Here is a 26,896-nt window from a genome sequence, read left to right as displayed (position 1 = left end):
ATTTTTTAACAAAATCGCAACTATAACAAACAAAAAACTCACGCATCTGTGTACGTGAGTTTTCAACTTTAAACTAATTTTAACTACTTATTTTTTTACTAATTTTTCAACTTTACTTCCTTTATCGGTATTTATTTTTATAAAATACATTCCGTTGGCTCTTGATGATAAATTTAATTCTGAAGAGATATTGTTTACCAATTGCGTTTGTAATAATCTTCCTTGAACATCATACAATTCAATGGTTTTGATAGTTGAATTGTTTTTGATGGTTATGTTAACGATATCTTTTACAGGATTTGGATAGATGGTAATCAAATTTTCTAAAATTGGATTAACAACACTTAAAGCTTCAAATAATGTTTTAGCCTCGTTAGTCGTAATAGGATAGTTGTAATCAAAATAGATATTCGCTTTACTTTTTACGAAATCACCATTAATCAGTGTGTTTTTTGAATTCATAACCAATAAAATGTTTCCATGACCACCTGAATCTAAATAAATGTTGTTAAAAATAAACTCGGCTTTATTTCCTCTTACTTGTGCTCGCATATCATGAGAACTATTTAAAACTTTTAAACTGGAAACTTCATAGTTAGTTTCATCAATATCCATTACTACAACGACATTCTCGGCATAAAAATTTCCTGTATTTTCAAATTGGATTACATAGTGCAATTCCTCTCCAATTAAATTCGGGCTTACTACATCACCTTCGATACACGTTATATCATTCGGGTCATACGCACCCACAACTACTTGATTTAAAATAAACGTGTTATCAATTACATTCTCGTCTCCTGCTTGTGGCGTAATTATGGAAGTAAAAGTCAATACATCATCAATATTTACCGGATTTTCAGCATCAGTAGGGGCATTAATTAAAAATGTAACTATGATGCTTCTACTTTCAAAAGGCAATAAATCTTCATAACTCCAATTTACAGCTCCTTCAATTTGACTTTCAGGAGTTTGAGTAGCAGAAATAAAACTCATAAGGTGTTGATTATAGAAAAAGCTTAAACCATAGTCTTGCGATAAAATTGTATTACCTTTATTTCTGTAAACTAATTGATAAGTCGCATTAAATCCGGGACGTGCAGGTATTAATGGTGCAATAACTACTTCTAAATCAGGATGAGTTCCGTTTGGTGTAATGCAAAAGTTTACTATTTCTTGGCTTCCATCAACCAAGGGAAAATTAACTGTGGAACTAGTTGGCGTAACTGAAAAATAACTTGGGTTTTCAAGTTGAGCATTCAATGTAAAAGCTCCTGCCTGTGTATAAAATAGATAATTTCCTTCGTCATTGCTAAAAGATGCTCCTTCTTGTGTTCCATCATTTAGTACAATTTTTGTAAAACGAGTAATATCATCTTCACTACAGCCATCATTATTAAAATCATAGGTTACTGTTCCTGAAATAATGTTGTTTCCTTCTGAACTAAATGAACAATAAGAATTAACAATAATGTCTTCGGCATTTTGAAACATATTAAGGAAATCGATATAACTACTAACGTTAAAATCATCTGCACATATTAATTCTAATGCAGTTGTGTTAATTATTTCGTTGTTTTCCCATTCTCCTAAGCCTAAATAGATATTGCCTGGAACGCCATTTTTAACGTTCAAAGAGGTAAGGTTGGGTGTATTGGAGCAAAAGAACTCAAAACCACCAAAAGTTTGACTCAAATCAATATGACTCAGAGTGGTATTGCTCAGGTTTAACATCACAATATTATTTAAATCGACCAAAGTTGCTTCTGTGAGTGGATTATTTTCTAAGAAAAGATTAACCATAAAATGCAAACCCGTTGTATTGATAGTTGTGATTTGATTTATTCGTGCATCGAAAGTTCTAAGGTAAATAAAACTATTCAATCCTGTTAAATCGGCAATTGCTGTGTTGGAAACAGTAAGTGAAGCTACTGCTCTTGCTTCGCTTATTTGAATTTCCCCATCATCATTGGCATCAACTTTCATATTTTGCCAAGAGAGATTTTGTGCTATAGAATTAGTAACATCGGCTTCTAAAATTTTTGCTTTAAAATTGGCATCCGGTATAAAAACAATTTCTTCATCGCCGGCTTCCACTCTTAATTGAAAACTTGAATAGGTAGCTTCACACCCTTGAACTCCATCTGAGTTATTCGTTGCACCAATATAAACTGTTTGCGGGTTTGACACATTAACATAAGCTGATAAATTTGCACCTGATGAACCTAAATCATTTATTCCATTTATAGCATCACTTTCTGTTAAATAGAATTTTACGTCAATTGTTCCGCTTTCCTGGTTAGGTAGAATGATAAATTCACCCATAGCAACTTCCTGAACTAAATCAAATGAAGCTGTTCCCGTAAAATCAACTCCTTGATAGGCTACAAGATCCGGAATAGTGTAAACTACTGGCTTTCTTTTAACACTTAGTAAAAGTTGTGTGTAACCTATTTCATTTGTAGCAATGTTTTGCACCCGACAATATACAACCCAACCCATTCCACCTGCTATGTAATTGGCTGTATCTAAAATAGGGCTTATGTTATTGAGTGCGTTTTGTTGCGTGCTATGAAATGAAAAAGTATATTCACTAGGATTTAAATCACCCAGAACAGTTGGAATAGCAGTTTCTAAGTCAAAAACAACTAAACCGTTTGAATTGTCATCACAAATATGTTGTGTGATACTAGATGGAATAGGCAAATCACCATCTGTATTATAAATTATAAAACTAGTTATTTCAAAGCAACCCGTAGAACTATCAACGACTCTTACCCAGATTGTTTGAGAAGGAGATTGAGATAAATAAGATGTTGGATTAGCTATCTGATTAGCAAAATTTGCTGCGTCTTGATTTGTTTCAAAAAAAGCCAATTCATACCCTGTACTGGCACCCAAAATAATAGGTTCGTTCACTGTTAAATCAAAGAAACCGGACGAACTGAATAAATTAATTGGCTCATTTATCACTACCGGAGGATGGGCTACTAAATTGACTGTGTAATAGAAAAAATCAGCACTATTTTCAATATTTTCTAATCGAACATGAATGGTTTGGGGATTAGAAATATTTGTATAATCTGTATAAGAACCAATTGGATTTTCACGATCCAATAATTCTTGTTCAGTTTCATAAAATGCAATCGCATGTGTGGAAGGAGTTGTTCCAGACAATGTATACGCTTCAAAAGCAAAAACTAAATTAAATTCAGCAGTACCATTACCAATTGTATCACAAGCAGTAATAGGAGTCAATTCGTCTTGAGCATTTAGTAAGGAAGACAAACTCAAGAAAATTAGTATTAGAAATGAATGTAGAAATTTTTTCATGATCGCTTTAATTTGAAAATTTATTTAGCTAATTTAATTTATGTTTTTAGTTTAAAAATCGATTAATGAGTATCTAGTGGTTTTGAATTAGAATTTAAAATGATTTCAACAACTCTTGCAATCGCTCTTTTTTTCGTTGTGAAATAGGAAGATTACTATTGTCTGCCATCACCACATATCCTCCATCCTTTTTGATATACGATTTCAAATAAGCCAAATTGATTAAATGCGATTGATGAATGCGTTCAAAACCGTGCTCCGTTAACAATTCTTCATATTCTTTCAAGGTTTTGGAAATCAAAATCGGTTTATTGTTTTTGATGTAAAACTTGGTGTAATTGTCTTCGCTTTCGCATCGGATGATATCGCTGATTTCAAACAAATGAATTCCGTCTGAAGTAGAAAGAGCAATTCGTTTGAAGTTATCTACTTTTCTACGAATGTTCTCCAACAATAAATCAATATGAGCATAATTATCACTTTGCGATAAAACCTGATTAATCTTTCCAATCACTTTTTGCAATTCTTCCGGATCAACGGGTTTTAATAAAAAATCTAATGCACTAAACCGAAATGCTTTAATGGCATATTGTTCGTGAGCCGTTATAAACACCACTTGCGAGGTTATTTTTCCATTAAGTTCTGCCAATTGTTCCAATAAATCAAAACCGGTTCCGTCTGTTAATTGAATATCTAAAAACAAAACTTGTGGTTTCAATCGGCTGATGGTTTCCACACCGGATTGCACACTATCTGCTTCTCCAATAATGGAAATATCCGGAGCATACCGCGAAAGCATTTGTCGCATTCCGGCTCTCAAGTTAGCATCGTCGTCTATTAATATGGCTGTTGTCATTTTCGGGTTACGGGTTGCGGGTTGCGAGTTTTTGTTGGGGTCGCAAACCGTTTAATGTTATTTTATATATTGTATTGGTAAATTCAGTACGACTTTTGTGCCTTGAATTTCATCTAAATCGTTTTTAATTTCTTTGATTTCCACTTTTGCTTTTTGAGCGGTAGAAGCTTCCATCATTTCTAATCTTTTTTTGGTAATATCCAATGCCATCGATTTGTGAATGGCTACTAAATTTTCTTTGATTTCTTTTGACTTATCAAACCCAATTCCATCATCCAAAATAGTGCAAACTAAATTATCTTTTTCAATCGAAAAATCAACAGAAATTGTTCCGTTTTCCTTTTTAGGAATTAAGCCGTGAATAATGGCATTTTCTACAAATGGTTGTAATAATAAAGGAGGCAAAGCCATATCATCTTCAATTTCATTGCTTTTTGATATTCTGAATTCAAAAACATTATTAAAACGAAGTTGTTCCAATTCCAAATAGTTCTGTAAACTTTCAATTTCTTTGTCAATCGGAATAAGCGATTCTTTGGAATATTCTAATGTTAATCGCATCAATTTGGAGAATTTTGATAAGTATTTGATGGCCGAATCCGTTCCGTTTTGCACAATAAAACTCGAAATAGATCCCAAACAATTAAACACAAAATGCGGATTCATCTGTAAATGCAACGCTTTCTGTTCGTATTCTGCGAGTTCTTTTTGTAACGTTAAATTTTTCTTTAACTGAATTCGGTTGTAAATCAAAAAGGCAATTCCCAACAAAAGCAATACAAACAAGGCAATAAAAATGGTTTGCAAGGTTTGTCTTTTCGACTGTTCGGCTAAAAGCAATGCTTTCTTTTCTTCTTCTTTTTTCTTGATGGCTTCTTTCTTTTCAAATTCATAATTCATTTCGGCTTGAACACTTTTTCTAATATTTTCGTGATTAATCAAGCTGTCTTGTGCCGTTTTGTATAATTTGAAATGTTTGAACGCTTCAGTGGGTTGATTCAACTTTTCATAAATGGAACTAATTAATTTTTCCGCCAAGGCAGTTCCTTCCAAAACGTTTAGTTGCTTGGATAATTCGGCTGCTTTTTGAGCATATTTCAACGCTTCAGTCCAATTATTTTGTTCATAAAAATAGTCTCCCAGAAACAAATAGGTATCGGATTTCCCAAATTTATCATCAATTAAATCGAATGATTGTAAAGCCAAATTCCAACTTTCCAACGCTTTTTCTGAAATTGATTTCTTCTTGTAAAGCAACCCTAAGTTGTTATACAATTCACCCAAACCACGCGGATTAGGAAATTTTTCAAAATAGTATTTTGCTTTCGTATAATAGTCTTCTGCTTCTTTGAAGTTGTTTTGTTTTAAATGAAGATTTCCAATATTGGTAATGGTAATTCCAACGGTTCTATCGCCTATTTTCTCTTGAATTTTTTGAGCTCTGCTAAAATAATCCAAAGCTTTAAAATCTTCATTTTGGGCTCGGTAAACTATTCCAATATTATTATAAACGCGTGCTAATTTTTCTTCTTCTTTTGTTTCTTCATAAATGGAAACAGCTTTCAGATGATGTTGAAGTGCTTTTGCATAATTGCTTTGTTCCGAAAAAACAATTCCCATACTTCCATACACTCTGGCTAATCCGTTTTTAAGTTTGAGGTTATCTTTTGAATTAACAGCCAATTCGTTTTCATACACCAATTTGGCTTGGGAGAAAAAGTCTAATGCTTCGGGATAATTTCCTGTAATAATTTTGGAAATACCCAAATTAAGCAAGGCAGTTCCTTCTTCGGTTTGATAGTTGATTTTTTTGGCTAAGGTTAATGCTTTTGTGGCATACTCATTCATCAAAACCGGATTACTACTTTTATAATAATCGGCAATTTCATTGAGAAGTTGCACTTTTTCAATGTCACTTTTGGATTTATTCAATACATTCTTTAAGCTATCTGCTGTTTTGTTTTGTGCAAAAACCAAGTAAAAACTAGAGCAATACAAAAAGAATAAAAGGTATAACTTCTTCATACACATTATTTGAATAACAAATATAAGTTATCCATTTTGAAGTTAATCGGTAAATGAGTAATTGTAGGTTTTGAATGAGAATCTGATGAAAAACATCAAAATTCAATAGAAGTGATCAACGTTATATAAAATCAAAAACCCCTCTAAAAGAAGGGTTATGAAGGGTTTTAAGTAACTGATTGTTTAGTTTCTTTTTGACGTAAAACTAAACCGTTGCGTTTACATAACTGTCTGCTTTTTTCATGATAGAACGAATCAAAATTGTTTTTGTAGACATTCCTGATTTTAAATATTGTTCTTTTTTTGAAACCAAGGCAGAACGGTTAATAGTAGTTGATTCTTCTTTTGCAGTAGAAACTTTAGTTTCTTGTTTTGCTCCCGAAAACCAATTTGATATTTCAATTGAACTCATTTCAACAGTACTTTCTTGAATCATCTCTTGTGCTTGTTCTTCTGAAACTATTTCGTTAGCCACTGTAGTTTGAGCAGAAACTTCAGTAATAGCAGAAAAAATAACTAAGATTAAAGTGATTAAGAATTTAGTGTTGATTGCTTTCATATGTATTTTAAAAATCGTTTTGTTTTTATTTCTGATGTAAAAGTATCCCGATTGTATGCCGCTACCCTATTTTTTCGATAACGTGTTGATAAACTCGATAAAAAGACATCAGTTTGAAAATGGATGGTTAAAATATGCAGTTCATCGATAATTGCTTAAATAACGGTACTTTCCATAGAACGTTGAAACGTGTAGTTTGACTGATTTATAGATTTGAGCAAAAAAAAACCTTCGATTGCTCGAAGGTTTTGCATTTTATAATTATTATTTTTAGTGAGCTACTTTTTTAGAAGTAGTTTGTCCGTCTGTAGAAGTGATCTGAACAATCAGTACTTGGTTTTCAACTTGCATTAAAGGAATCGCAACCGTAGAAGCATTTACATCGTTTTGCTCTGCCAATAATCTTCCTCTCAAATCAAATACTTTTACGTTAGTTAAAGTAGTTAAACCTGAACTAATTTGGATTGTTTTGTCTTTTGAATAAACAACAACCGAATTTTCTAGCATTGGATTTTGTACCGATAATGTACTTTGGTAAATAATTTCAAATCGATCTGCAAAAGTTCCGGCATCTGAAACAAAACTATAACTTCCATTTTTCAAATCATGTTCCAGAGAAAGAAGATTATCTTTTATGAAAATTTGTTGCTCCTCATTTAAAAACAAACCATCAAATGTATTAATTGCAATTTCATAGCTCCCCGCATTGTTTGTTTTAAAACTTAAGGGAACAACATCTGTTGCAACAAAATTGGCACGTTGTTGAACAGCAAGCTCAGTATCGCCAACAATTGAATTTAAAGCTAATGAACTATCATTAATATATTCGCCATCCAAATGTAAATCAATTTCATTGGTAGCGTGGTCATTATATCCAATGGCCATTTTACCTACAATTGCATTGTTGTTTTTTAAATGCAACCAAATTCTGGAATCATTTCCAACTTCATTGTTTCTATAAAAAACACCACTATTCAGTTCTCTTTGTAAATTGTTGAATTGTAAATTTCCTGCACTTGTTGACTTAACAATGAAACCTTGCCCAGGCTGAATGTTATCGTTGGTATGAGGACCATCACTAAAAACACCACCACTGTAGGTAACATAAGCACTTCCTGTCATATTGTTTGTTTTTCTCCAGAAATATAAATTTCCATCAATCAAACTACTATTATCATCTAGGAATGTATCAATGCTAATTGGAGATGGATATGGATTTCCAACAGCCGTAAAGCCGTTACCTGCGTTAGACAAAGCAATGGTTAAATCACCACTATTAGGTTTACCCTCAAAACTACCTTGCCAAGCGGTTGGCGAAGTTGGGTGATTATCCGGCATTCTAATTAAATAACCTTGACCAACAGCAAAATCATTTGAACCCGGAACAATTGTTGAATAACTGTCTGAAGACGAATTATAAGTGTAAAAACGATTTGTAACTGTTAATGGAGAAAAGCTCAACAAGTTTTGATTTTCAACCGGTGAAGACCAAAGCACATAATCCAAACGCATTAAATTTTGTGTTTGTTTTTCAACTGTAATAGCACCGCTATTTAAATTAGTTGTACCGCCTTGCAAAAGATATGCATCATTTTCCAGTGTAAATGAACTTCCTGTGTTTACCGTTAAACCACCTAAAAGATCTATTGTATCTCCAGTGGAAATAACAACTTCTGCATTGTTACTCACAGTCATTGAACAAGCGATTAAATTACCGGATGATGTATAATCATATTCTATAACAGCTGAAGTGGTAGCATCAGGTGTACCATTACTCCAACTTCCTCCAGATGCAGATGTCCATGATGTTGTTTTGCCGTATTCCAAATCTTGGTTGGCAGTGATAGAACAGTTTCCGTTGGTTATTGTCCAGGTTAAAGTATAAATACCATTTCCTCCTGCAGGTGTAAAAGTAGCAGTTGGAGCATTAACATCAGAAAATTGTGTCAACGAAGTACTAGGTCCGGATACTGACCAAGTTCCCGAACCATATGTTGGTGTATTACCGCTTAAAACAACAGCTTCAGGAGAACAGAAACTTTGATTACTGCCTACTGAAGCAGTTTGTGTACAATTACTACCTAATGTAAATTGATTATTTCCTGTCAAGGTAGTGTAACTTGTTGTATTTGTATAGTTAGGCGTTGTTACTGCATGACTCGTTGTACTTCCCGACTCTCTTTTGAGCATAACGACCGTTCCTGTAACAGAATCGCCTGTTCCATCTAATGTTACTTTATAACCAATTGAAGAACCGCCTGATTGACTGATTTCCCAGTATCTGTTATTATTTAAATTACTTAACGATGGAAGTGTACCGACTAATGCAGATTCAAATTGTTCTACAGAAACAGTACTAGTTCCGGTTAAAGCAGTATATTCATAAACAACAGGTTTATAAACACCATCTTTCCCAATTGGATAAGTAAAGCTAGTTGCTGAATTAAATACTTTATTTAAACGTCCATTTACATATCGTGAAGCATTTGCTCCTGTAATTGAACCAGTCAAAGGAATCGTAATAGCAAAACTACCAGTTGTGGCAACTCCATCTAAAAATTCTAAGGTAGAAGTTGTAAAATCTTGACTAACTGTCACGCCGGCAGAACGGTTAATGGTCATCGTTCCGGTTATGGTATTGGCGGTAGATAATGTAAATATACCAGTAGCTGCTCCTCTAAATTCATAACTCGCACCAGAATTATATGTTGCATTTACATTGGTTGTAGCAACAGAACCTTGCACTCCGGTTGCATTAGCGGTAATCATTTTTGCACCGGAACTAATTGTGAAATTTGCATTTGTTCCTGTAAATTGTCCATCAATTACTTGAGTACCACAATTGATTATTCCTCCGGAATTGACTAAAATCGTACCCCGCCAAGCTGCTGTATTTGATTTTGTTAGAGTCACTCCACTTAATAACTCAAGTGTTACACCAGAATTCACTGTAAAATTTATATACCCCACATTAGCAGGAGTTGAAAAATTTAATGTTTTTACACCTGAACCATTAAAAACAAAAGTTCCATTAACTGTAGATGTTGACCCTGTACTTGAATCTAAAACAGCTGTTCCCGAAACCGACAAATTTCCTGACATAGAAACAACAGTATTTCCTGTACCGCTTTCTAAATCGACAACACCACCCGTTAGATTGAAATTACCTCCTAATGTTACTGTTCTATTGGTACCAGAATTATTAAAATTTAGCGTTTGTCCATTTGTTGAAGATATTGTTAAATTACCATTAATCGTTGTTAGTCCTCCTGAGGCTCCGGTTAAATTATTAATTGCAGCACTTTGACCCGAACAATTCCAAGTAAAATTACCAAAAGATTGCCCCAGACCAGCTGAAGGAATAGTATTTGTTATTCCACTAATCAAACAATTAGAAGCTGCATTCCAAGTTGCGGTTGGAATTGGTCCGCCATTTCTGTTATGTTGATACGTCCCTGTTGCTGAGATTGTCAAATTAGCAGCTGTGGAGGTAATAGTTCCTCCTGAACTAATTACCGTACCATTAACCGTAGTTAAACTATTCGATGCATTATAAACGGAACCATCACCAACGTTAGTAGCTGTTAATGTTCCTGCAATATTCATTGTTTCGTTAGAACCGGTGAAAGCTAAAGTCATAGAACGTGTTCCGCTTCCAGTAGATCCTCTTAACTCTAATGAAGAACCAGTATCAATTGAACTTCCGGTATCATCAATAGTAAGGGTTCTCCCACCTCCACTAGAAGTAAAAGTAACTGATGCATTACTAGTTACCGTTAATCGGTTTATAGTAGTAGTAACATCTATGTTAATATTTCTTGTTGTGTTGATAATTACATTATCACCCGAGCCGGGAACACCACTTGGCGACCAGTTTGCAGATGTATTCCAGTTACCATTATTGGCACCTACCCATGTTTTTTGGGCAGTAACAGATAGACTTCCCATAAAAATAATCATGAGCAGAGTCAATCGTAAAAATTTGTTCATAAAAGGTTATTTAGTTGAATTTAACGACCGAAATTAGTTTCGATAATTGAAATAAAAAAAAAATATCGTCAAACTGAACAAAAAACCGACAACTGTTAAAAAAATAAAAAATCAAGAAGGATTTATGTTAAATTAACTAAGTAAAACACTACAATAGCAAAAAATGGAAAATAAAAAAACCTCCGAAATTCGGAGGTTTTTTTTTGGAAATTTATGTTTTTTATTTGATAATTTTCTTAGTTGTGCTTTGTCCGTTTTCAGCAGTTACTTTTACTAACAACACACCATTACTAATTTGGTCTAGTGAAGTTGAGTAGGTTACCGAATTGATTTCTTTAACATCCAAAACAAGTCTACCTTGCACATCAAACACTTGAATGGCGGTAATGTTTGCAGAACCACTTTGAACATTCAAATTATTATCTTTTGCAAAAACAATAGTTTGGTTTGCAAATTCAGGAACAGATACACTTAATGTAGATTGATAAATAATTTCGAAACGATCACCAAAAGAACCTTCAACAGAAGTAAATTCATAAGCCGTGTTTTTCAAATTATGTTCAACTCCGGTAAAATTATCTTTTACAAAAATATCTTGTTCTGTTTCAAACAAACCATCTACATTGGCTAGTGAAATAGTATAGCTTCCGGCAGCTTCTGTTTTAAAATGCATTGGAACAACATCGGAAGCAGTAAACAAACCTCTTGCTTGCACTACAAATTCTTCATTATTAAGTAGCGAAGTAAATGCAGTTTGACTGTCATTAATATATTTTCCGTCATACATAGCATCGTACTCAACTGATGTATTTTCCATATAAGCAAGTAACGTTTGTCCGATTACATTCTGAGCATTGCTTACGTTTAACCAAATTCTGTTTTTATCCGAATCAGCATTTCTAAAAAATTGATTTTGGTGATTGGCTGTTCTCATTAGGTTAGTAAATACCAAAGAACCAGAAGTAGCTTTTACAAGAAAACCTTGACCTACTTGAATTGTTCCGTTTGGAACTTGTGCATCACTGTCACTAGAACCTGTTCCTGCTCCACCTGCAAATGTGTAGGTAGCATAGGCAGATCCTGCTGCTCCGTTGATTTTTCTCCAAAAATATACTGCTTCAGTTAAACCATTGGCAGTGATAAAAGAATTTGCCGAAATAGTTGAAGGATATGGATTACCCACTGCATTATAAGTACCGTTTGATACCGAAATAGTAACATCTCCATTATGTGGTTCGCCCACAAATGTTCCTGCCCAAGAAGCTGGCGTAGTTGAGTGATTATCGGGTGAACGAATTAAATACCCTGTTCCTTCTGCAAAACTGTTAGTAGAAGGGGTAATTGTTGCATATTGATTGTTAGACGGATTATAAACATAAAAACGGTTAGCCATTGTTTGAGGTGAAAACCCTAAAAGATTTTGTCCGGCAACCGGCGACGACCATAACGTGTAATCCAAACGCATTACATCTGAGCTATTTCTTTCAACCGTAATTGAACCTATATTATCCACATCATTCGATTGAATAAGGTTTGCGTTATTTTCAACTACAATAGCTGCTGCAGACAATTCATTTTCTAATACATCTTCCACAGTAATTGAAGTTCCTGTGCTCACTGTAAAAGAACCAGAGGTTACTGTTAATTTTTTTGAAGTAAATTCTCCATGAGTTCCGGTTACATAAACACCATCAATAATGGCATCGATTGTTTCATCCGGACCGGCGATGTTTGACCATTCGGTTCCGTTCCAGGTTACTTCGGTGATTGGAATTATGGTAGCTTCAAATTTAATATTGTCTAATCTATTGTTAGAACCACTTGCTGTTGAACCATCAACCGTTAAACGAATATAAGCAGTTGAAACATTATTCAAGCTCGAAGGCACAGGTAAGGAAACTACACCAAAAGATGTAGGAATACTATTTATTGTACCTATTGAATTCCAAACCGAACCATCTAAACTATATTCCCACTCATTAGTTGTAAAACCAGAGCCTGATCTTTGAACAGCATAAGAAATTTCTAAATTAGCGTAATTAGACATGTTTATTACAAACACTGCACTTTTACCATTTGCGGTTGAATTTGTTCCACTTACTAAAGTAAGAGAAGTTGCACCCGATGTAGATGTAGAAAAACTTGTCCCTGTGGTATTTAAAGCTGTTCCTCCAAAAGCAGTTAATTCATTTCCAGTTGTATTTGCATTAAAATTACTAGAAAAATTAGTTCCATTTAAATATAAAACACCTGAACCAAAATTTGCAGTAATTTGCTTTGGAGTACCTGGAGCTGCAGCTAATGCTGTTCCTCCATTAGTTGTTGTTTGAAAATCCCAACCCGCAATAATAGTAGGAGCAATATTTACAGTTACACTTTGAGTTGCATCAGTTGCGGCATTATAATTGGTATCACCATCTTGTGAAGCAGTAATGATAGCCGTTCCCACGCCAACAACAGATAATGTGTTTCCAGAAACACTAACCACAGTCGGATTAGAACTTTCATACGTTAAAGCTAAACCTGACGATGCAGATGCATACGTATTCAAGTTTACACTCGCTGAGTTTGTATTTAAAGTTGGTAACGCATTAAACGTAATCGTTTGGTTTGCCTTTGTAATTGAAGCTGTAATACCAGGTTGTGTTAAACTGTAATTAAAAGCTGCACTTCCTGATATAGATAAAGTTACGGGTTTGTTTTCTCCAACCGTTGCTGTGTCGAATGAACCTGTTGAAACTAACGTTACATTGGCAACATCTGTTGCTTCTACTCCGTTTAATGTTCCTCCAACAATAGTTGCGGTGGTTGTTCCGTCATACACTTTGTTGTTTGCTGTTGCTCCGGTTACGGTAATTGTTTTTGCAGTTATGTTTCCTGTTAAAGTAGGTTGTGTTAAAACATAATTTCCTGCTGCAGAACCTGATAAAGTGAAGCCACTTCCATTAATTGTTTTGTTTGTTCCCACTGTAGCGGTTACATAAGCAAAGCTTGGTGTTCCCGATAATGTAACATTACTTTCATCACCTGCTAAAACATTATTCAATGTTCCAGTTCCGGTTGCCGAAGCGGTTGTTGTTGCATCATATATTTTATTAGTTCCTGTTAATCCACCAACAGTAAGCTGACGTTTGGTGATTGTTAATGTGCGAACAACATTTGCTGCAGAATTATAATTTGCATTTCCGGCTTGAGATGCTGTGATATCAGTTGTTCCTTCACCAACAATCGTAACGATATTTCCCGAAACTGTAGCTACTAAAGGATTTGAACTATTGTAGTCAACCGTTAAACCCGAACTGGCTGTTGCGGTTAAATTAAAATTGGCATCGCCATATTGTCTATTTGTTAATGCATTAAATGTAATGGTTTGGTTGCCCAACGCAATTACAAAATTTAATGTAGCGGGATCACTTGTTCCTGTTCCATTGGTCGCTGTTACTTGAACAGAACTTGAACCAGCAGTGGTTGGTGTTCCTGAAATAACTCCAGAAGTTAGATTTAATGACAAACCTGCAGGCAATGTTCCTGAACCTACTGCGTAAGAAGCGGGTGAATTAGCAGCAACTATTTGATAGTTGGTTGCTGATCCAACAGTTCCGTTTACGGTTGCTCCAGTTACGACTGGGGCAGCAACAACAATAGCTGAGCTTGAAACAGTAATATCATCTAAACGAATTCTATCTCTAGTTCCCGTTGTACCACCAGCCATATAATACAACCATCTTAGCTGTACAACGCTTTGATTATTTACGCCTGATGGCAAAGCAATATTTGAAAAGGTTTGAGCTGCTGTATTTGTTGCAGCAGTATTAGTAGTATATGTTGTTCCGGAAACTGTATTCCAAGTTGCTGTTGTACCTACTCTATATTGTAGAACCAAAGAATTTGATCGAGTACCATTTGCAGAAATTTCAGCAGCTGTCCAAGTGGCTGTAACATCCTGTCTTCCTGTCGTATTGACTGATACAACTATTGCACCAATATTATTACTAGAAGAATTCAACAAACTTATTCCATCTGCTATTTCATTTCTAATTGATCCTGAATTAAAACCGCTTGCATTATTTGACAAAGGAAAATTAGCATTTGCACTTCCTGTGATGGCAGTTGTTGGCTCTGCACTAAAACTCCATCCTTGCATAGAAGTTGGATAAATAGTTGTTGTTCCGGCAGCAAATCCTGTAAATGAATAATTTGATGAACTTAAATTATGTGGCGTAGGATTATTTTGTCCATATCCCATCAAGATCATAAAAAACAAACTACAAATTACAAAAAGATTTTTAAACGATTTTTTACCATCAGTAAAAAACAATTGAGTAGAGTTAAGCATATAAAAAATTTTAGTTTTTGGAAACTTCAAGAATGTGGTATCTTTGAAGCGAGGGCAAATATAACGTTAAAATGTTACACTTGGTCGATAAACTAAAATTTTGCGTTACGAAATGGTTATTTCTTTGTATATGAAAAAATATAAAACCAAAAACCCTCTGAATTTACAGAAGGTTTTTGGTTTTATGCTATTTTAGAAAACTACTTTTTTTGTTATAATAATTCCGTTTTGTGTAACAACTTGTAGTAAAAGTACTTGTGTTTGAGTTGCTCCCATTGGAATAGAAACACTTGTAGACGAATTGTTATGTGATGAAGCAATACTTCTTCCACTTAAATCATACACTGTAACGCTAGAAATTTCTTCTTGTGCAGAACGAACGGTTAAGCCATTGTTTTCTTTTAGAACTATAAAATGGTTATTGTTTGCCAACGGCTGTTCTACTGCCAAAACATCTTGATAAACTAAATCAAACCGTTCTGAAAATGTGCCTGCTTCACTCACAAATTCATACGGAGCAGTGGTAATATTATGCCAAATTCCTAAGGCATTATCTTTGATATAGATTTCAGAGTTTTCCGCAAAAACACCATCTTTTTCATTCAACTCAATTGAAAAAGTTCCTGCGGTATTTGTTTTAAAACCTAAATTAACCACATCTGAATTTTCAAAAGGCAATGCTCGGGCTTGAATAACAAATGGTTCTTGCTCTAAAATTGTATAAAAAGCATTGTCACTATCATTAATGTATCTTCCGTCTAAAGCGGCATCAAAATCATTGGTGGCTTCCGAACGGTAGTTCACTAACACTTGACTGTAAAAACCATTATCACCCGTTGCTGTTAATCGAATACGATTGTTTTCAATTTCGGACGAATTTCTAAAAAACTGATTGTTGTTATCGGCAATTCGCATGGTATTATCAAAAACAAGAGTAGATGAAGTAGCTTTTGCAATAAATCCTTGCCCAACCTGAATTACTCCATTGGGATCTAAACCAAGTGGATCTCCTGAGTTTGGATTTGTTCCAACTCCTCCCGCCAGCGTATAGGTAGCATAGGAAGAAGTGGCTGCATTATTGGTTTTTCTCCAAAAATATAAAGCTTCTGTCAATCCGTTTGTATTTATAAAATCATCTGCGTCAATTGTTGACGGATATGGATTTCCAATTGCATTGTATGTACCACTTGCAACAGTTAAAGTAACATCACCATTGTTGGGAAGACCGTTAAACTGACCATTCCAAATGGTAGCTGTAGCTGTTGGATGATTGTCAGGCATACGAATTAAGTAACCAATTGCTTCTTCAAAGTCGTTGGCTGAAGGACTAATTGGACTGTAAACATTACTACCTGAATTATATGTATAAAAACGATTGGTCATTGTGTCTGGTGAAAAATCCAATAAATTTTGACCTGCAACAGGCGAAGACCAAAGGGTATAATCTAGCTTGAACAAGCTCGCACTATTGCGAAAAACAGTGATGGTTCCCGAATTATCATTGGTTGAACCGTTTTGAATTAGGTTAGCATTGTTTTGAACAGTAACGCTTCCTCCGTTGGTAATTAAATCATCTCCAACAGTCAAATTAATTGTAGAAGGAACGGTTAAGGCTGTTCCTGTACTAAGAATTAAATCTTCTGAAAGCGTTTTACTATTATTTAATGTATAATTTCCTGAATTGATAGTTACGGTTGATGGTCCGCTTGCACTTGGCCATTCTACTGCCGTTGTTTGATTTCCGGCTAAACCGTACACTAATGTTCCTGAACTACCGTAGGCAATTGTTCCCGTTCCTGAAATGGTTCCGCTATATGTAAATGTTCCGTTGATAGTCAAAGTTGCACCAGAATCTACCGTCAAACTTGCTCCGGCAGGAAGTGTCAAATTATTTAACGTTTGGTTTGTGGAAACACGCAATGTAGCTCCGGAACTAACCGTTACGTTATTAGTGGATGGCAACGTTGCACCACCGGTTCTGTTTAAACGTAATGTTCCTGCATTTACAGTAGTTAGTCCGGTAAACGTATTTTGACCGGTAAGATCCACAGTTCCAACTCCGTTTTTGTTAACAGTGTTAATATTGGCACCGTTGTTACTCATAACTCCGGTTACGGTCTTAGTTTCACCTGAATTAGAGGTTAAATTGATAGGTAAGTTGGATACAGCTAAATTGGTGAAATTTGCATCCATATTCGCTCCACTATTTCTAATTTGTATTTGTCTAATTGAACCTCCACCATTTGCAAACGGCTCAATGTTATTTCGAGTTGCACCAATAATGATATTGAATTCCTTGTCAGATATAACTTCAATTTCATACGTAGTACCTGATTTAAAGGAACTAAAATTAGGCATGTTGGCATATACTAAACCATTTGCAGTATTATACCTTGCATTCCCATCACCACCGCGAAACTCCACTTTTGTAAGAGCATTGTTGTTGTATCTGGGGTCTAAATCTGCACCACCATCAAACAAACTTGTAGTAGTTCTGAGAGAAAAACCAATAATTCCATCAGTTGTTATGCCTGTTCTACCCCCGCCATCTTGCCCTGCTATACGCATAACAATTTTCTGTCCGGGATTTAGTGTAACTTGAGTACCTCCAATCGTACCATCAACAGTGATAAACCTTCCATTAACATCCCCTTGATTGGTCGCTCCAAAAGAGAACAACTGGACTCCTCCAGGAAAACCATTACAACCAGAGGAATTTCTCCATACATTAGACCAATTTCCGCATCCATTGATATACGTTTGAGCCGAGACTACACCATTGACAAACACAAATAGTAATAGTAATAATTTTTTCATAAGTAAGTAATTTTTTAAATTTGGGTAAAATTTCTTAACAGTAAATTTAGGTAAATTTAATATTTTTTTTAAATTATGATATAATATTACAAACTATAACGTTTTAGTGTTAATAAATTTATTTGAAATTGATTTTTATTGCCTATAAATTATAAAAATGACAGTTTTTAAGACAGTTTTTTCTTAAATATTGATTCCGAAAAAAAACTGATATAGTGTCTATTTTAATTTTCAAATTCAATAGAATTTGCTTTTTTGCTTTATAAAATCAAATGTCGGGTTAATGTCGGGGCAATTTCCATCCAAATAATTGCAACAAAATGAGAAGGGTTGTAGTATTGCCTAAAATTAAATCATCACATCATGAAACAACCGGAATTAGGTAAGATTATCACCAACTTACGCAACGAAAAAGGACTCACACAAGAAGAACTTGTGGATAAATGCAACATCAGTGTGCGAACAATTCAACGCATTGAAGCTGGAGAGGTAACGCCAAGAAGTTTTACAATCAAAACCATTTTAGCTGCATTAGATTATAATTTGGAAAACATCAAGACATTGTTTCCTAATGAGGAAAAAAGCAATTGGAGCGTTTCAAAAAACCAACTTTTGGCTTTAAATTTAGCCATCATTGCCGGAGTAATTTACTTTTTTATTGGTTTTATAGAAGTATATTTTGACCTAGATATAGAAGATTTCAAAACGGTGAACTCATCGACATCGATTTACATTTCCGTAAAACTGATTTCCCTAATAAGCATGGTATTTTTATATACCGGATTTGTGGTTAGTGGAACGATTTTTTCAAATTATTTATTGCGAATAAGTTCTATTGTTGCCATTTTCACTTTCGGGATGGGTTATGTCTTTGATATTTTTACTTGGTATAATCCGCTGGATTCTGAAGAATATTTCTTGGTGGTTTTATCCATCATTTTTGGATGTGCTTATGTGTTGAATGGAATTGGCGTTTTACGACTGAAATCTCATTTAGATAAAAATTTACCTACGTTAACCGGAATAGTTCTAATTGTTACCGGAGCAACATTTATTGTTGTGTTTCTATTTCTAATTGGTGTTTTCTTACTCATTCCACTCACAATTCTACAGATTATTCTACTTTATAAAATAAAAGAAAAAATTGCAAAACAATAAGCATAAAAAAAGCCCGGAATTTCCGGGCTTTTACTATCTAATCGAAATATTATTTTTGTTTAAACGCTTTTTTGCCCGGGAAGTAAGCCACATTTCCTAATTCTTCCTCAATACGAAGCAATTGATTGTATTTTGCCATACGATCAGAACGCGAAGCAGAACCGGTTTTAATTTGACCACAGTTTAAAGCTACAGCTAAATCAGCAATCGTGTTATCTTCTGTTTCTCCTGAACGGTGTGACATAACTGAAGTATAACCCGCATTGTGAGCCATATTTACCGCTGCAATCGTTTCCGTTAACGTACCAATTTGGTTTACTTTTACTAAAATGGAATTGGCAATTCCTTTTTGAATTCCGGTTGATAAACGTTGAACGTTGGTTACAAATAAATCGTCACCAACTAATTGAACTTTATCTCCAATTAAATCAGTTAAATATTTCCAACCGTCCCAATCGTTTTCATCCATTCCGTCTTCGATGGAGATGATTGGATATTTGGATGCTAATTCAGCTAAATATTCTGCTTGTTCTGCAGAAGTTCTGATTTTTCCTGTTTCACCTTCAAATTTTTTGTAATCGTAATTTCCATTTACATAAAATTCAGCCGCAGCACAATCTAACGCAATCATAATATCTTCTCCAAACGTATAACCTGCATTTTCAACAGCCAATTTGATAGAATCTAACGCATCTTCTGTTCCGCCCGGTAAGTTAGGTGCAAAACCACCTTCATCACCCACTGCTGTTGACAAATGACGGTCGTGTAATACTTTTTTCAAGTTATGAAAAATCTCTGTTCCCATTTGCATAGCATGAGTGAAACTTGTTGCTTTTACAGGCATAATCATGAATTCTTGAAATGCAATTGGAGCATCAGAATGCGAACCACCGTTGATGATGTTCATCATTGGAACCGGTAACGTATTAGCGGAAACTCCTCCAACATAGCGATACAAAGGCATTCCTAATTCGTTGGTTGCTGCTTTTGCTACGGCTAATGAAACACCAAGAATTGCATTAGCTCCTAAATTTGATTTATTTGGAGTACCATCCAATTCAATCATCGTTTTGTCGATTTGATTTTGTTCAAAAACTGACATTCCAACGATTTCTTCTGCGATGGTTGTGTTTACGTTATCTACCGCTTTCAACACACCTTTACCCATATATGACTTTCCTCCGTCACGTAGCTCTACTGCTTCGTGTTCTCCTGTTGAAGCTCCTGAAGGAACAGCTGCTCTTCCTAAAATTCCGTTTTCTGTAATGACATCCACTTCAATAGTTGGATTTCCTCTTGAATCAAGGATTTGTCTTGCATGTACTTTGATAATAATACTCATGATACTGTTTATTTATTATTTTTTTGTTGTTTTTATTGAATGATACACAAATTTAAGGATTCTAAATTTGGAATTTTACATAAATCAAGAAAGTTATAAACGCAAACGTTTTAGTATAAAAAAGGCCTGACAATTTGTAAAACTGTCAGGCTCAGATTAATTTATGCTTCTTGTAACATTGCTTTTTTAATGTTGGAAATGAAATCATCAAACAAATAAGATGAATCGTGTGGTCCGGGACTTGCTTCAGGATGGTATTGAACCGAGAAGCAATTTTTCGATTTCATTCGCATTCCGGCTACGGTTCCGTCGTTTAGGTGTTCGTGGGTGATTTGTAAATCAGGATGTTTTTCAAGCTCTTCGCGAACAACAGCAAATCCGTGGTTTTGAGAAGTGATTTCTCCTTTTCCGGTGATTAGATTTTTTACGGGATGATTGATTCCGCGATGTCCGTTAAACATTTTATAGGTTGAAATGCCGTTGGCCAAACCAATGATTTGATGACCAAGACAGATTCCGAATAATGGTTTATTGTCGGCTATGATTTGTTTTGCTAATTCGATTACGCCGGTCAATGGTTCCGGATCGCCGGGACCGTTGGACAAAAAGTAACCATCCGGATTGAAACTTTGTAAATCGGCATACGATGCGCTGTATGGAAATACTTTAATGTAACAATCTCTCTTGGCTAAATTGCGTAGGATGTTGGTTTTAATACCTAAATCTAACGCTGAAATTTTATAGGTTGCGTTTTCATCTCCGAAGAAATAAGGTTCTTTGGTTGAAACGGTAGAGGCTAATTCCAATCCTTTCATATCGGGAACGTTGGCCAATTGATGTTTCAGTTCGTCAATATGCGTTCCGTCAGTACAGATAACAGCGTTTTGTGCACCATTATCGCGAATATAGCTTACTAATGCTCGTGTATCAACGTCAGAAATGGCGATTAGGTTTTGTTTTTCGAAATAGTCGTATAAACTTCCTGCTGCATCGGGTCGGGAATAGTTGAAACTGAAATTCTTGCAAACTAATCCGGAAATTTTGATGGAATCGGATTCTACTTCTTGGTCGTTTACGCCATAATTTCCAATGTGAGCATTGGTGGCTACCATAATTTGACCGAAATAGGATGGATCGGTAAAGATTTCCTGATAGCCTGTCATTCCGGTGTTGAAGCAGACTTCGCCGAAGGTTTTTCCGCTGATTCCGATTGATTTTCCGTGAAAAATGGTGCCATCTGCGAGTAACAATATGGCGGTTTGTCGTGTGGTGTAGTTCATTGTTGTGTGTTGTTTTGCAAATTTAGTTTAATTTCTGAATTTGGGAAAGTTTTTTTCTGAGTTGCTGAGTGGCTGAGATGTTGAGTTTTTTCTGGCTGAGTTTTTTTAACCATATAAGCATATAAGTTTTAAATTTTTTGAACCACTAAGAAATTAAGTTACATTAAGGTTTAAGTTCATTTAAGTTTTTTGAAATGGATTGGCAATTTTTTAGTTGATATTTTCTTAGAAATTCAATCTTTTTATGGTTTACTTTTTAGCCCCGATTGCAGCGGTATCCTTTTGTGTAGTTTACGAAACAAAAGATATAGCGGAAAGCGGGAAAATGGTTTCCTGAAAAAGCCCGAGCCAATCGCTTCTGAAAAAATCAAAAAAAAAGGACAAACTCGAAAGTTTATCCTTTTTTATTATTTGATACTGAATTTCATTATTCAGCAGCTTCGGTTGTTGGAGTTGAATCAGCAGCTGGAGCTTCCGGTGCTTTTGCTTCTGGAGCAGCGGCTTCGGTTTTCTTAGCTTTTCCACCACGACGGCTTTTTGCTTTTTTCTCTTCTTTTTTACCTCCGTTGTATAGTTCGTTGAAGTCTACTAGTTCGATCATCGCCATATCAGCGTTATCTCCCAAACGATTTCCTAACTTTATGATACGTGTGTAACCACCTGGACGGTCGCCCACTTTTGCTGCTACTTCTCTAAAAAGTTCGGTAACACCATATTTGTTTCTCAAGTAAGCAAATACGATACGTCTGTTGTGCGTAGTATCTTCTTTTGATTTTGTGATCAATGGTTCAACGAATTGTTTCAAAGCTTTTGCTTTGGCAACTGTTGTATTGATTCTTTTGTGCTCAATTAATGAACAAGCCATGTTAGCCAACATTGATCTTCTGTGACCTTGTTGTCTGCTTAAATGGTTGATTTTTTTTCCGTGTCTCATGACGTGTTTTTTAAAACTTCATCTTGCATCTATCCGCTTTGGAGAGCAAAATATGAAGAAAATTTATTCTTTATCTAGTTTATATTTTGACAAATCCATTCCGAAATGTAAGTTTTTGATTGCCACAAGCTCATCAAGCTCGGTCAATGATTTCTTACCGAAATTACGGAATTTCATCAAGTCGTTTTTATTGAATGATACTAAGTCACCTAATGTATCAACTTCTGCCGCTTTCAAACAATTTAGTGCTCTTACAGAAAGATCCATGTCAACAAGCTTAGTTTTAAGCAATTGTCTCATGTGCAATGATTCCTCATCGTATGATTCTGTTTGTGCAATTTCGTCAGCTTCAAGTGTAATTCTCTCGTCTGAGAACAACATAAAGTGGTGAATTAAAACTTTAGCGGCTTCTGTTAAAGCATCTTTTGGATTGATTGAACCATCGGTTTTGATTTCGAAAACCAATTTTTCATAATCTGTTTTTTGCTCAACACGGAAGTTTTCGATTGCATATTTTACATTTTTAATAGGTGTAAAAATAGAATCAGTGAAAATTGTTCCAATAGCTGCGTTTTGTTTTTTATTTTCTTCTGCAGGAACGTATCCTCTACCTTTTTCGATGGTTAACTCCATGTTGATGTTAACTTTAGCGTCAAGGTTACAGATTACTAATTCAGGGTTTAAAACTTGAAAACCTGAAATAAATTTTTGAAAATCACCAGCGGTAATTTGTTCTTTTCCGGAAAGAGAGATGGTAACGGTTTCATTGTCAACATCTTCGATTTGACGTTTGAAACGAACTTGTTTTAAGTTCAAAATAATTTCGGTTACATCTTCTACTACACCAGAGATGGTAGAAAACTCGTGATCTACACCTTCAATACGAACAGATGTAATAGCATATCCTTCAAGAGCGGAAAGCAAAACTCTTCTAAGTGCGTTACCAACAGTCAATCCGTAACCAGGTTCTAAAGGTCTGAATTCAAACTTACCTTCAAAATCGGTTGAATCGATCATGATAACTTTATCGGGCTTCTGAAAATTAAATATTGCCATAATTACGACTTCTGTCAATTATTATTTGTTGTATAACTCAACGATTAGTTGTTCTTTGATGTTTTCCGGGATTTGTAAACGTTGTGGAACAGTTACAAATGTACCTTCTTTGGTATCATTGTTCCAAGTAATCCACTCGTAAACTTTGCTAGCATTAGCTAAAGAATTGTTGATAGCTTCTACTGATTTAGATTTTTCACGAACAGCAACTTTATCGCCTGGTTTTAGGTGGTAAGAAGGAACATTCACAATTTCACCGTTTACAGTGATGTGTCTGTGTCCAACGATTTGACGAGCTGCTCTTCTTGATGGAGCTACACCCATTCTGTAAACCACGTTGTCTAAACGAGCTTCGCAAAGTTGTAAAAGGATTTCACCTGTTACACCTTTAGATGCTGCTGCTTTTTCAAATAAGTTTCTGAATTGTTTTTCAAGAATTCCGTACGTGTACTTCGCTTTTTGCTTTTCCATTAACTGAACTGCATATTCAGATTTTTTACCTCTTCTCTTAGCTAAACCGTGTTGCCCTGGAGGGTAATTTCTTTTTTCGAAGGCTTTGTCTTCTCCGAATATAGCTTCGCCAAATTTACGAGCTATTTTAGTTTTTGGACCAGTATATCTTGCCATTTTAAATTGTTTTAAGGTAGTGATTATGAATTCAGGTCAAATCCTTCGATAATCGTTCTCTACCTTGTGTTATACTTAATAAAAATTATAAAGAACTGAAATGAATCAGTTGTTCATTAAACTCTTCTTCTTTTTGGAGGTCTACATCCGTTGTGTGGCATTGGAGTTACGTCGATAATTTCAGTAACTTCGATTCCACCGTTATGGATAGAACGGATAGCAGACTCACGTCCGTTTCCTGGTCCTTTCACATACACTTTCACTTTCTTTAAACCTGCCTCAAGTGCTACTTTTGAACAATCTTCTGCTGCCATTTGAGCTGCATACGGAGTGTTCTTTTTAGATCCTCTAAAACCCATTTTACCGGCAGAAGACCAAGAAATTACTTCACCTTTTTTGTTGGTAAGTGAAATAATAATGTTGTTAAAAGTTGCATTAATATGAGCTTCACCCGTTGATTCAACGATAACTTTACGTTTTTTTGCTGTTGCTTTAGCCATATTACTTATTATTTAGTTGCTTTTTTCTTATTAGCAACAGTTTTTCTTTTACCTTTTCTAGTTCTGGAATTGTTTTTAGTTCTTTGTCCTCTTAATGGAAGACCAGATCTGTGACGAATTCCTCTATAACATCCAATGTCCATAAGACGTTTGATGTGTAGTGATACTTCTGAACGCAATTCACCTTCAATTTTGAAATATGAAACGGCGTCACGAATTCCTCCGATTTCGTCATCATTCCAATCTTGAACTTTCTTGTCTTGACTAACTTGAGCTTTTTCTAAAATCTCAATAGCTCTGCTTCTACCGATACCGAAGATATAGGTTAAAGCAATAACTCCTCTTTTGTTTTTAGGTATATCTACCCCTGCGATTCTTGCCATAATTATCCTTGTCTTTGTTTAAATCTAGGATTCTTTTTGTTAATAACGTACAATCTGCCTTTTCTGCGAACGATTACGCATTCGGCACTTCTTTTCTTTACTGATGCTCTTACTTTCATTGTGAAATAGCTTTAATATCTATAAGTAATTCTTGCTTTTGTCAGGTCGTAAGGGCTCATTTCCAATTTTACTTTATCACCAGGTAATAATTTAATGTAATGCATACGCATTTTACCGGAAATATGAGCAATCACTACGTGACCATTTTCTAATTCTACGCGGAACATTGCATTTGATAATGCTTCGATGATTGATCCGTCTTGTTCTATTGCTGATTGTTTTGCCATAAAAATTAAGCTACTGCTTTTCTATTTTTACCACTTTTCATTAAACCATCATAATGTCTATTCAACAAATACGAATTTATTTGCTGCATAGTATCAATTGCAACTCCTACCATAATTAATAAGGATGTACCTCCAAAAAACATTCCCCAATTTTGTTGAACTCCCATTAAATTAACAACTACTGCAGGAAATACAGCAATAAGTGCTAAGAAGAGAGAACCAGGTAATGTAATTAAAGACATCACTTTGTCTAAAAAGTCGGATGTTTCTACTCCTGGTCTTATGCCTGGAATAAATCCACCACTTCTTTTTAAATCATCAGCCATTTTATTGGTTGGTACTGTAATTGCTGTGTAAAAATACGTAAAAACGATAATTAACAAAGCAAAAACAACATTATACCAAAAACCAAACATATCACTGAAAGCTCCTGTAACGGATTGAGCGGTTTCAGAATTTGAAAGACCGGCTACTGCTGCAGGAATAAACATAATTGCCTGTGCAAAGATAATAGGCATAACTCCGGAAGCATTAAGCTTCAAAGGAATGAACTGTCTATTTCCACCCATACTATCTTGTTCAAAATCACCTCCTGCTGTTCTTCTGGCGTATTGAACAGGTATTTTTCGTACCGCCATTACTAAAAGAATACTTGCTATGATGATTAATAACCAAAGAATAATTTCGAATACTAATTTCACTAAACCTCCTTGATCTTGTGATACTGTTGAAACAAACTCTTGCAAAAATGCTTCGGGTAGTCGAGCAATAATACCTACCATAATTAATAAGGAGATACCGTTGCCAATTCCTTTATCAGTAATTTTTTCACCTAACCACATCGCAAAGATAGTTCCTGTTACAAGGATTACTACTGCTGAGAAAAGGAATGAGAAAGAATTGAATCCTAATAAAAATGCTTCAGAAGGCAATGTTCTGTACAAGTTATAAATATAACCCGGACCTTGAACTAGTGTGATAGCAATGGTTAACCAACGTGTAATCTGATTGATTTTTTTTCTACCACTCTCACCGTCCTTTTGCAGTTTTTGTAAATAAGGAACTGCGATTCCCATTAATTGCACCACGATGGATGCAGAAATGTAGGGCATAATTCCTAAAGCAAAAACAGATGCTTGAGAAAATGCTCCTCCGGTAAACATATTAAGAATCGATCCGATTCCTTGGTCTGTTTGCGATGCTAAGCCTTCCAACTTAGTTGCATCAATTCCCGGTAAAGTAACCTGTGCTCCAAAACGATAAACTAAAAGTAATCCAAGAGTTATAAGAATTCTATTCTTTAATTCTTCAATCTTCCATACGTTTGCGAGTGCTTCAAAAAATTTCTTCATA

General features: G+C 35.0%; 18 protein-coding genes. 1 reads left to right on the top strand and 17 read right to left on the bottom strand.

Annotation, left to right across the window (positions count from 1 at the left end):
- Positions 1 to 87: 87 nt before the first annotated feature.
- The 7 genes from AC23MC_RS08920 to AC23MC_RS08890 form a co-directional block, all read right to left on the bottom strand.
- On the bottom strand, positions 88 to 3,333 hold the full coding sequence (locus AC23MC_RS08920) for a T9SS type A sorting domain-containing protein (protein WP_487568018.1): 3,246 nt from the start codon (positions 3,331 to 3,333) through the stop codon (positions 88 to 90).
- Positions 3,334 to 3,427: 94 nt separating this feature from the next.
- Positions 3,428 to 4,189, bottom strand: coding sequence for a LytR/AlgR family response regulator transcription factor (locus AC23MC_RS08915; RefSeq protein ID WP_487568017.1), 762 nt, complete (start codon positions 4,187 to 4,189; stop codon positions 3,428 to 3,430).
- Between the two features lie 57 nt (positions 4,190 to 4,246).
- Positions 4,247 to 6,214: a tetratricopeptide repeat-containing sensor histidine kinase gene (locus tag AC23MC_RS08910; protein ID WP_487568016.1), complete on the bottom strand. Its 1,968-nt coding sequence runs from the start codon at positions 6,212 to 6,214 to the stop codon at positions 4,247 to 4,249.
- Positions 6,215 to 6,419: 205 nt separating this feature from the next.
- The gene (locus AC23MC_RS08905) at positions 6,420 to 6,773 is read right to left on the bottom strand and encodes a hypothetical protein (RefSeq protein ID WP_487568015.1); all 354 of its coding nucleotides are present in this window, start codon (positions 6,771 to 6,773) and stop codon (positions 6,420 to 6,422) included.
- A gap of 270 nt (positions 6,774 to 7,043) precedes the next feature.
- A complete protein-coding gene (locus AC23MC_RS08900) occupies positions 7,044 to 10,763 on the bottom strand; it encodes a beta strand repeat-containing protein (protein WP_487568014.1) in 3,720 nt (1,239 codons plus the stop codon).
- A 220-nt stretch (positions 10,764 to 10,983) separates the two neighbouring features.
- Complete coding sequence (locus AC23MC_RS08895; protein ID WP_487568013.1) at positions 10,984 to 15,099, bottom strand: YDG domain-containing protein; 4,116 nt, start codon at positions 15,097 to 15,099, stop codon at positions 10,984 to 10,986.
- Between the two features lie 192 nt (positions 15,100 to 15,291).
- A complete protein-coding gene (locus AC23MC_RS08890) occupies positions 15,292 to 17,916 on the bottom strand; it encodes a T9SS sorting signal type C domain-containing protein (RefSeq protein WP_487568012.1) in 2,625 nt (874 codons plus the stop codon).
- Between the two features lie 363 nt (positions 17,917 to 18,279).
- Here AC23MC_RS08890 and AC23MC_RS08885 point away from each other — a divergent pair, with 363 nt between their 5' ends.
- Positions 18,280 to 19,074: a helix-turn-helix domain-containing protein gene (locus AC23MC_RS08885; protein ID WP_487568011.1), complete on the top strand. Its 795-nt coding sequence runs from the start codon at positions 18,280 to 18,282 to the stop codon at positions 19,072 to 19,074.
- 49 nt (positions 19,075 to 19,123) lie between these two features.
- Here AC23MC_RS08885 and eno read toward each other — a convergent pair whose 3' ends face one another.
- The 10 genes from eno to secY all read right to left on the bottom strand — a co-directional run bounded on the left by eno (position 19,124) and on the right by secY (position 26,895).
- Complete coding sequence (gene eno / locus AC23MC_RS08880) at positions 19,124 to 20,416, bottom strand: phosphopyruvate hydratase (protein WP_487568010.1); 1,293 nt, start codon at positions 20,414 to 20,416, stop codon at positions 19,124 to 19,126.
- Between the two features lie 161 nt (positions 20,417 to 20,577).
- A complete protein-coding gene (gene carA / locus AC23MC_RS08875) occupies positions 20,578 to 21,696 on the bottom strand; it encodes a glutamine-hydrolyzing carbamoyl-phosphate synthase small subunit (RefSeq protein ID WP_487568009.1) in 1,119 nt (372 codons plus the stop codon).
- Positions 21,697 to 22,123: 427 nt separating this feature from the next.
- Positions 22,124 to 22,630, bottom strand: coding sequence for a 50S ribosomal protein L17 (gene rplQ / locus AC23MC_RS08870; RefSeq protein ID WP_291095108.1), 507 nt, complete (start codon positions 22,628 to 22,630; stop codon positions 22,124 to 22,126).
- Between the two features lie 63 nt (positions 22,631 to 22,693).
- Positions 22,694 to 23,686, bottom strand: coding sequence for a DNA-directed RNA polymerase subunit alpha (locus AC23MC_RS08865; RefSeq protein ID WP_112086710.1), 993 nt, complete (start codon positions 23,684 to 23,686; stop codon positions 22,694 to 22,696).
- Between the two features lie 21 nt (positions 23,687 to 23,707).
- Positions 23,708 to 24,313 (bottom strand): 30S ribosomal protein S4, encoded by a 606-nt coding sequence (gene rpsD, locus AC23MC_RS08860; RefSeq protein WP_248432898.1) that lies wholly within the window; start codon positions 24,311 to 24,313, stop codon positions 23,708 to 23,710.
- Between the two features lie 116 nt (positions 24,314 to 24,429).
- Positions 24,430 to 24,813 carry a 30S ribosomal protein S11 gene (rpsK, locus tag AC23MC_RS08855; RefSeq protein ID WP_112086712.1) on the bottom strand — a complete coding sequence of 128 codons (384 nt, stop codon included), beginning with the start codon at positions 24,811 to 24,813 and terminating at the stop codon, positions 24,430 to 24,432.
- Between the two features lie 8 nt (positions 24,814 to 24,821).
- Positions 24,822 to 25,196 (bottom strand): 30S ribosomal protein S13, encoded by a 375-nt coding sequence (gene rpsM, locus AC23MC_RS08850; RefSeq protein ID WP_487568008.1) that lies wholly within the window; start codon positions 25,194 to 25,196, stop codon positions 24,822 to 24,824.
- A 2-nt stretch (positions 25,197 to 25,198) separates the two neighbouring features.
- The gene (gene ykgO / locus AC23MC_RS08845; RefSeq protein WP_084139925.1) at positions 25,199 to 25,315 is read right to left on the bottom strand and encodes a type B 50S ribosomal protein L36; all 117 of its coding nucleotides are present in this window, start codon (positions 25,313 to 25,315) and stop codon (positions 25,199 to 25,201) included.
- A gap of 12 nt (positions 25,316 to 25,327) precedes the next feature.
- Complete coding sequence (infA, locus tag AC23MC_RS08840) at positions 25,328 to 25,543, bottom strand: translation initiation factor IF-1 (RefSeq protein WP_112086714.1); 216 nt, start codon at positions 25,541 to 25,543, stop codon at positions 25,328 to 25,330.
- 5 nt (positions 25,544 to 25,548) lie between these two features.
- Entirely contained in the window at positions 25,549 to 26,895 is a 1,347-nt protein-coding gene (gene secY, locus AC23MC_RS08835; RefSeq protein ID WP_487568007.1) for a preprotein translocase subunit SecY, read from the bottom strand.
- Position 26,896 lies beyond the last annotated feature (1 nt).

The organism is Flavobacterium sp. T50_26 (assembly GCF_057652995.1).
Note: the sequence above shows the minus strand (reverse complement) of the source record. Positions and strands in the feature narration are given on the sequence as shown.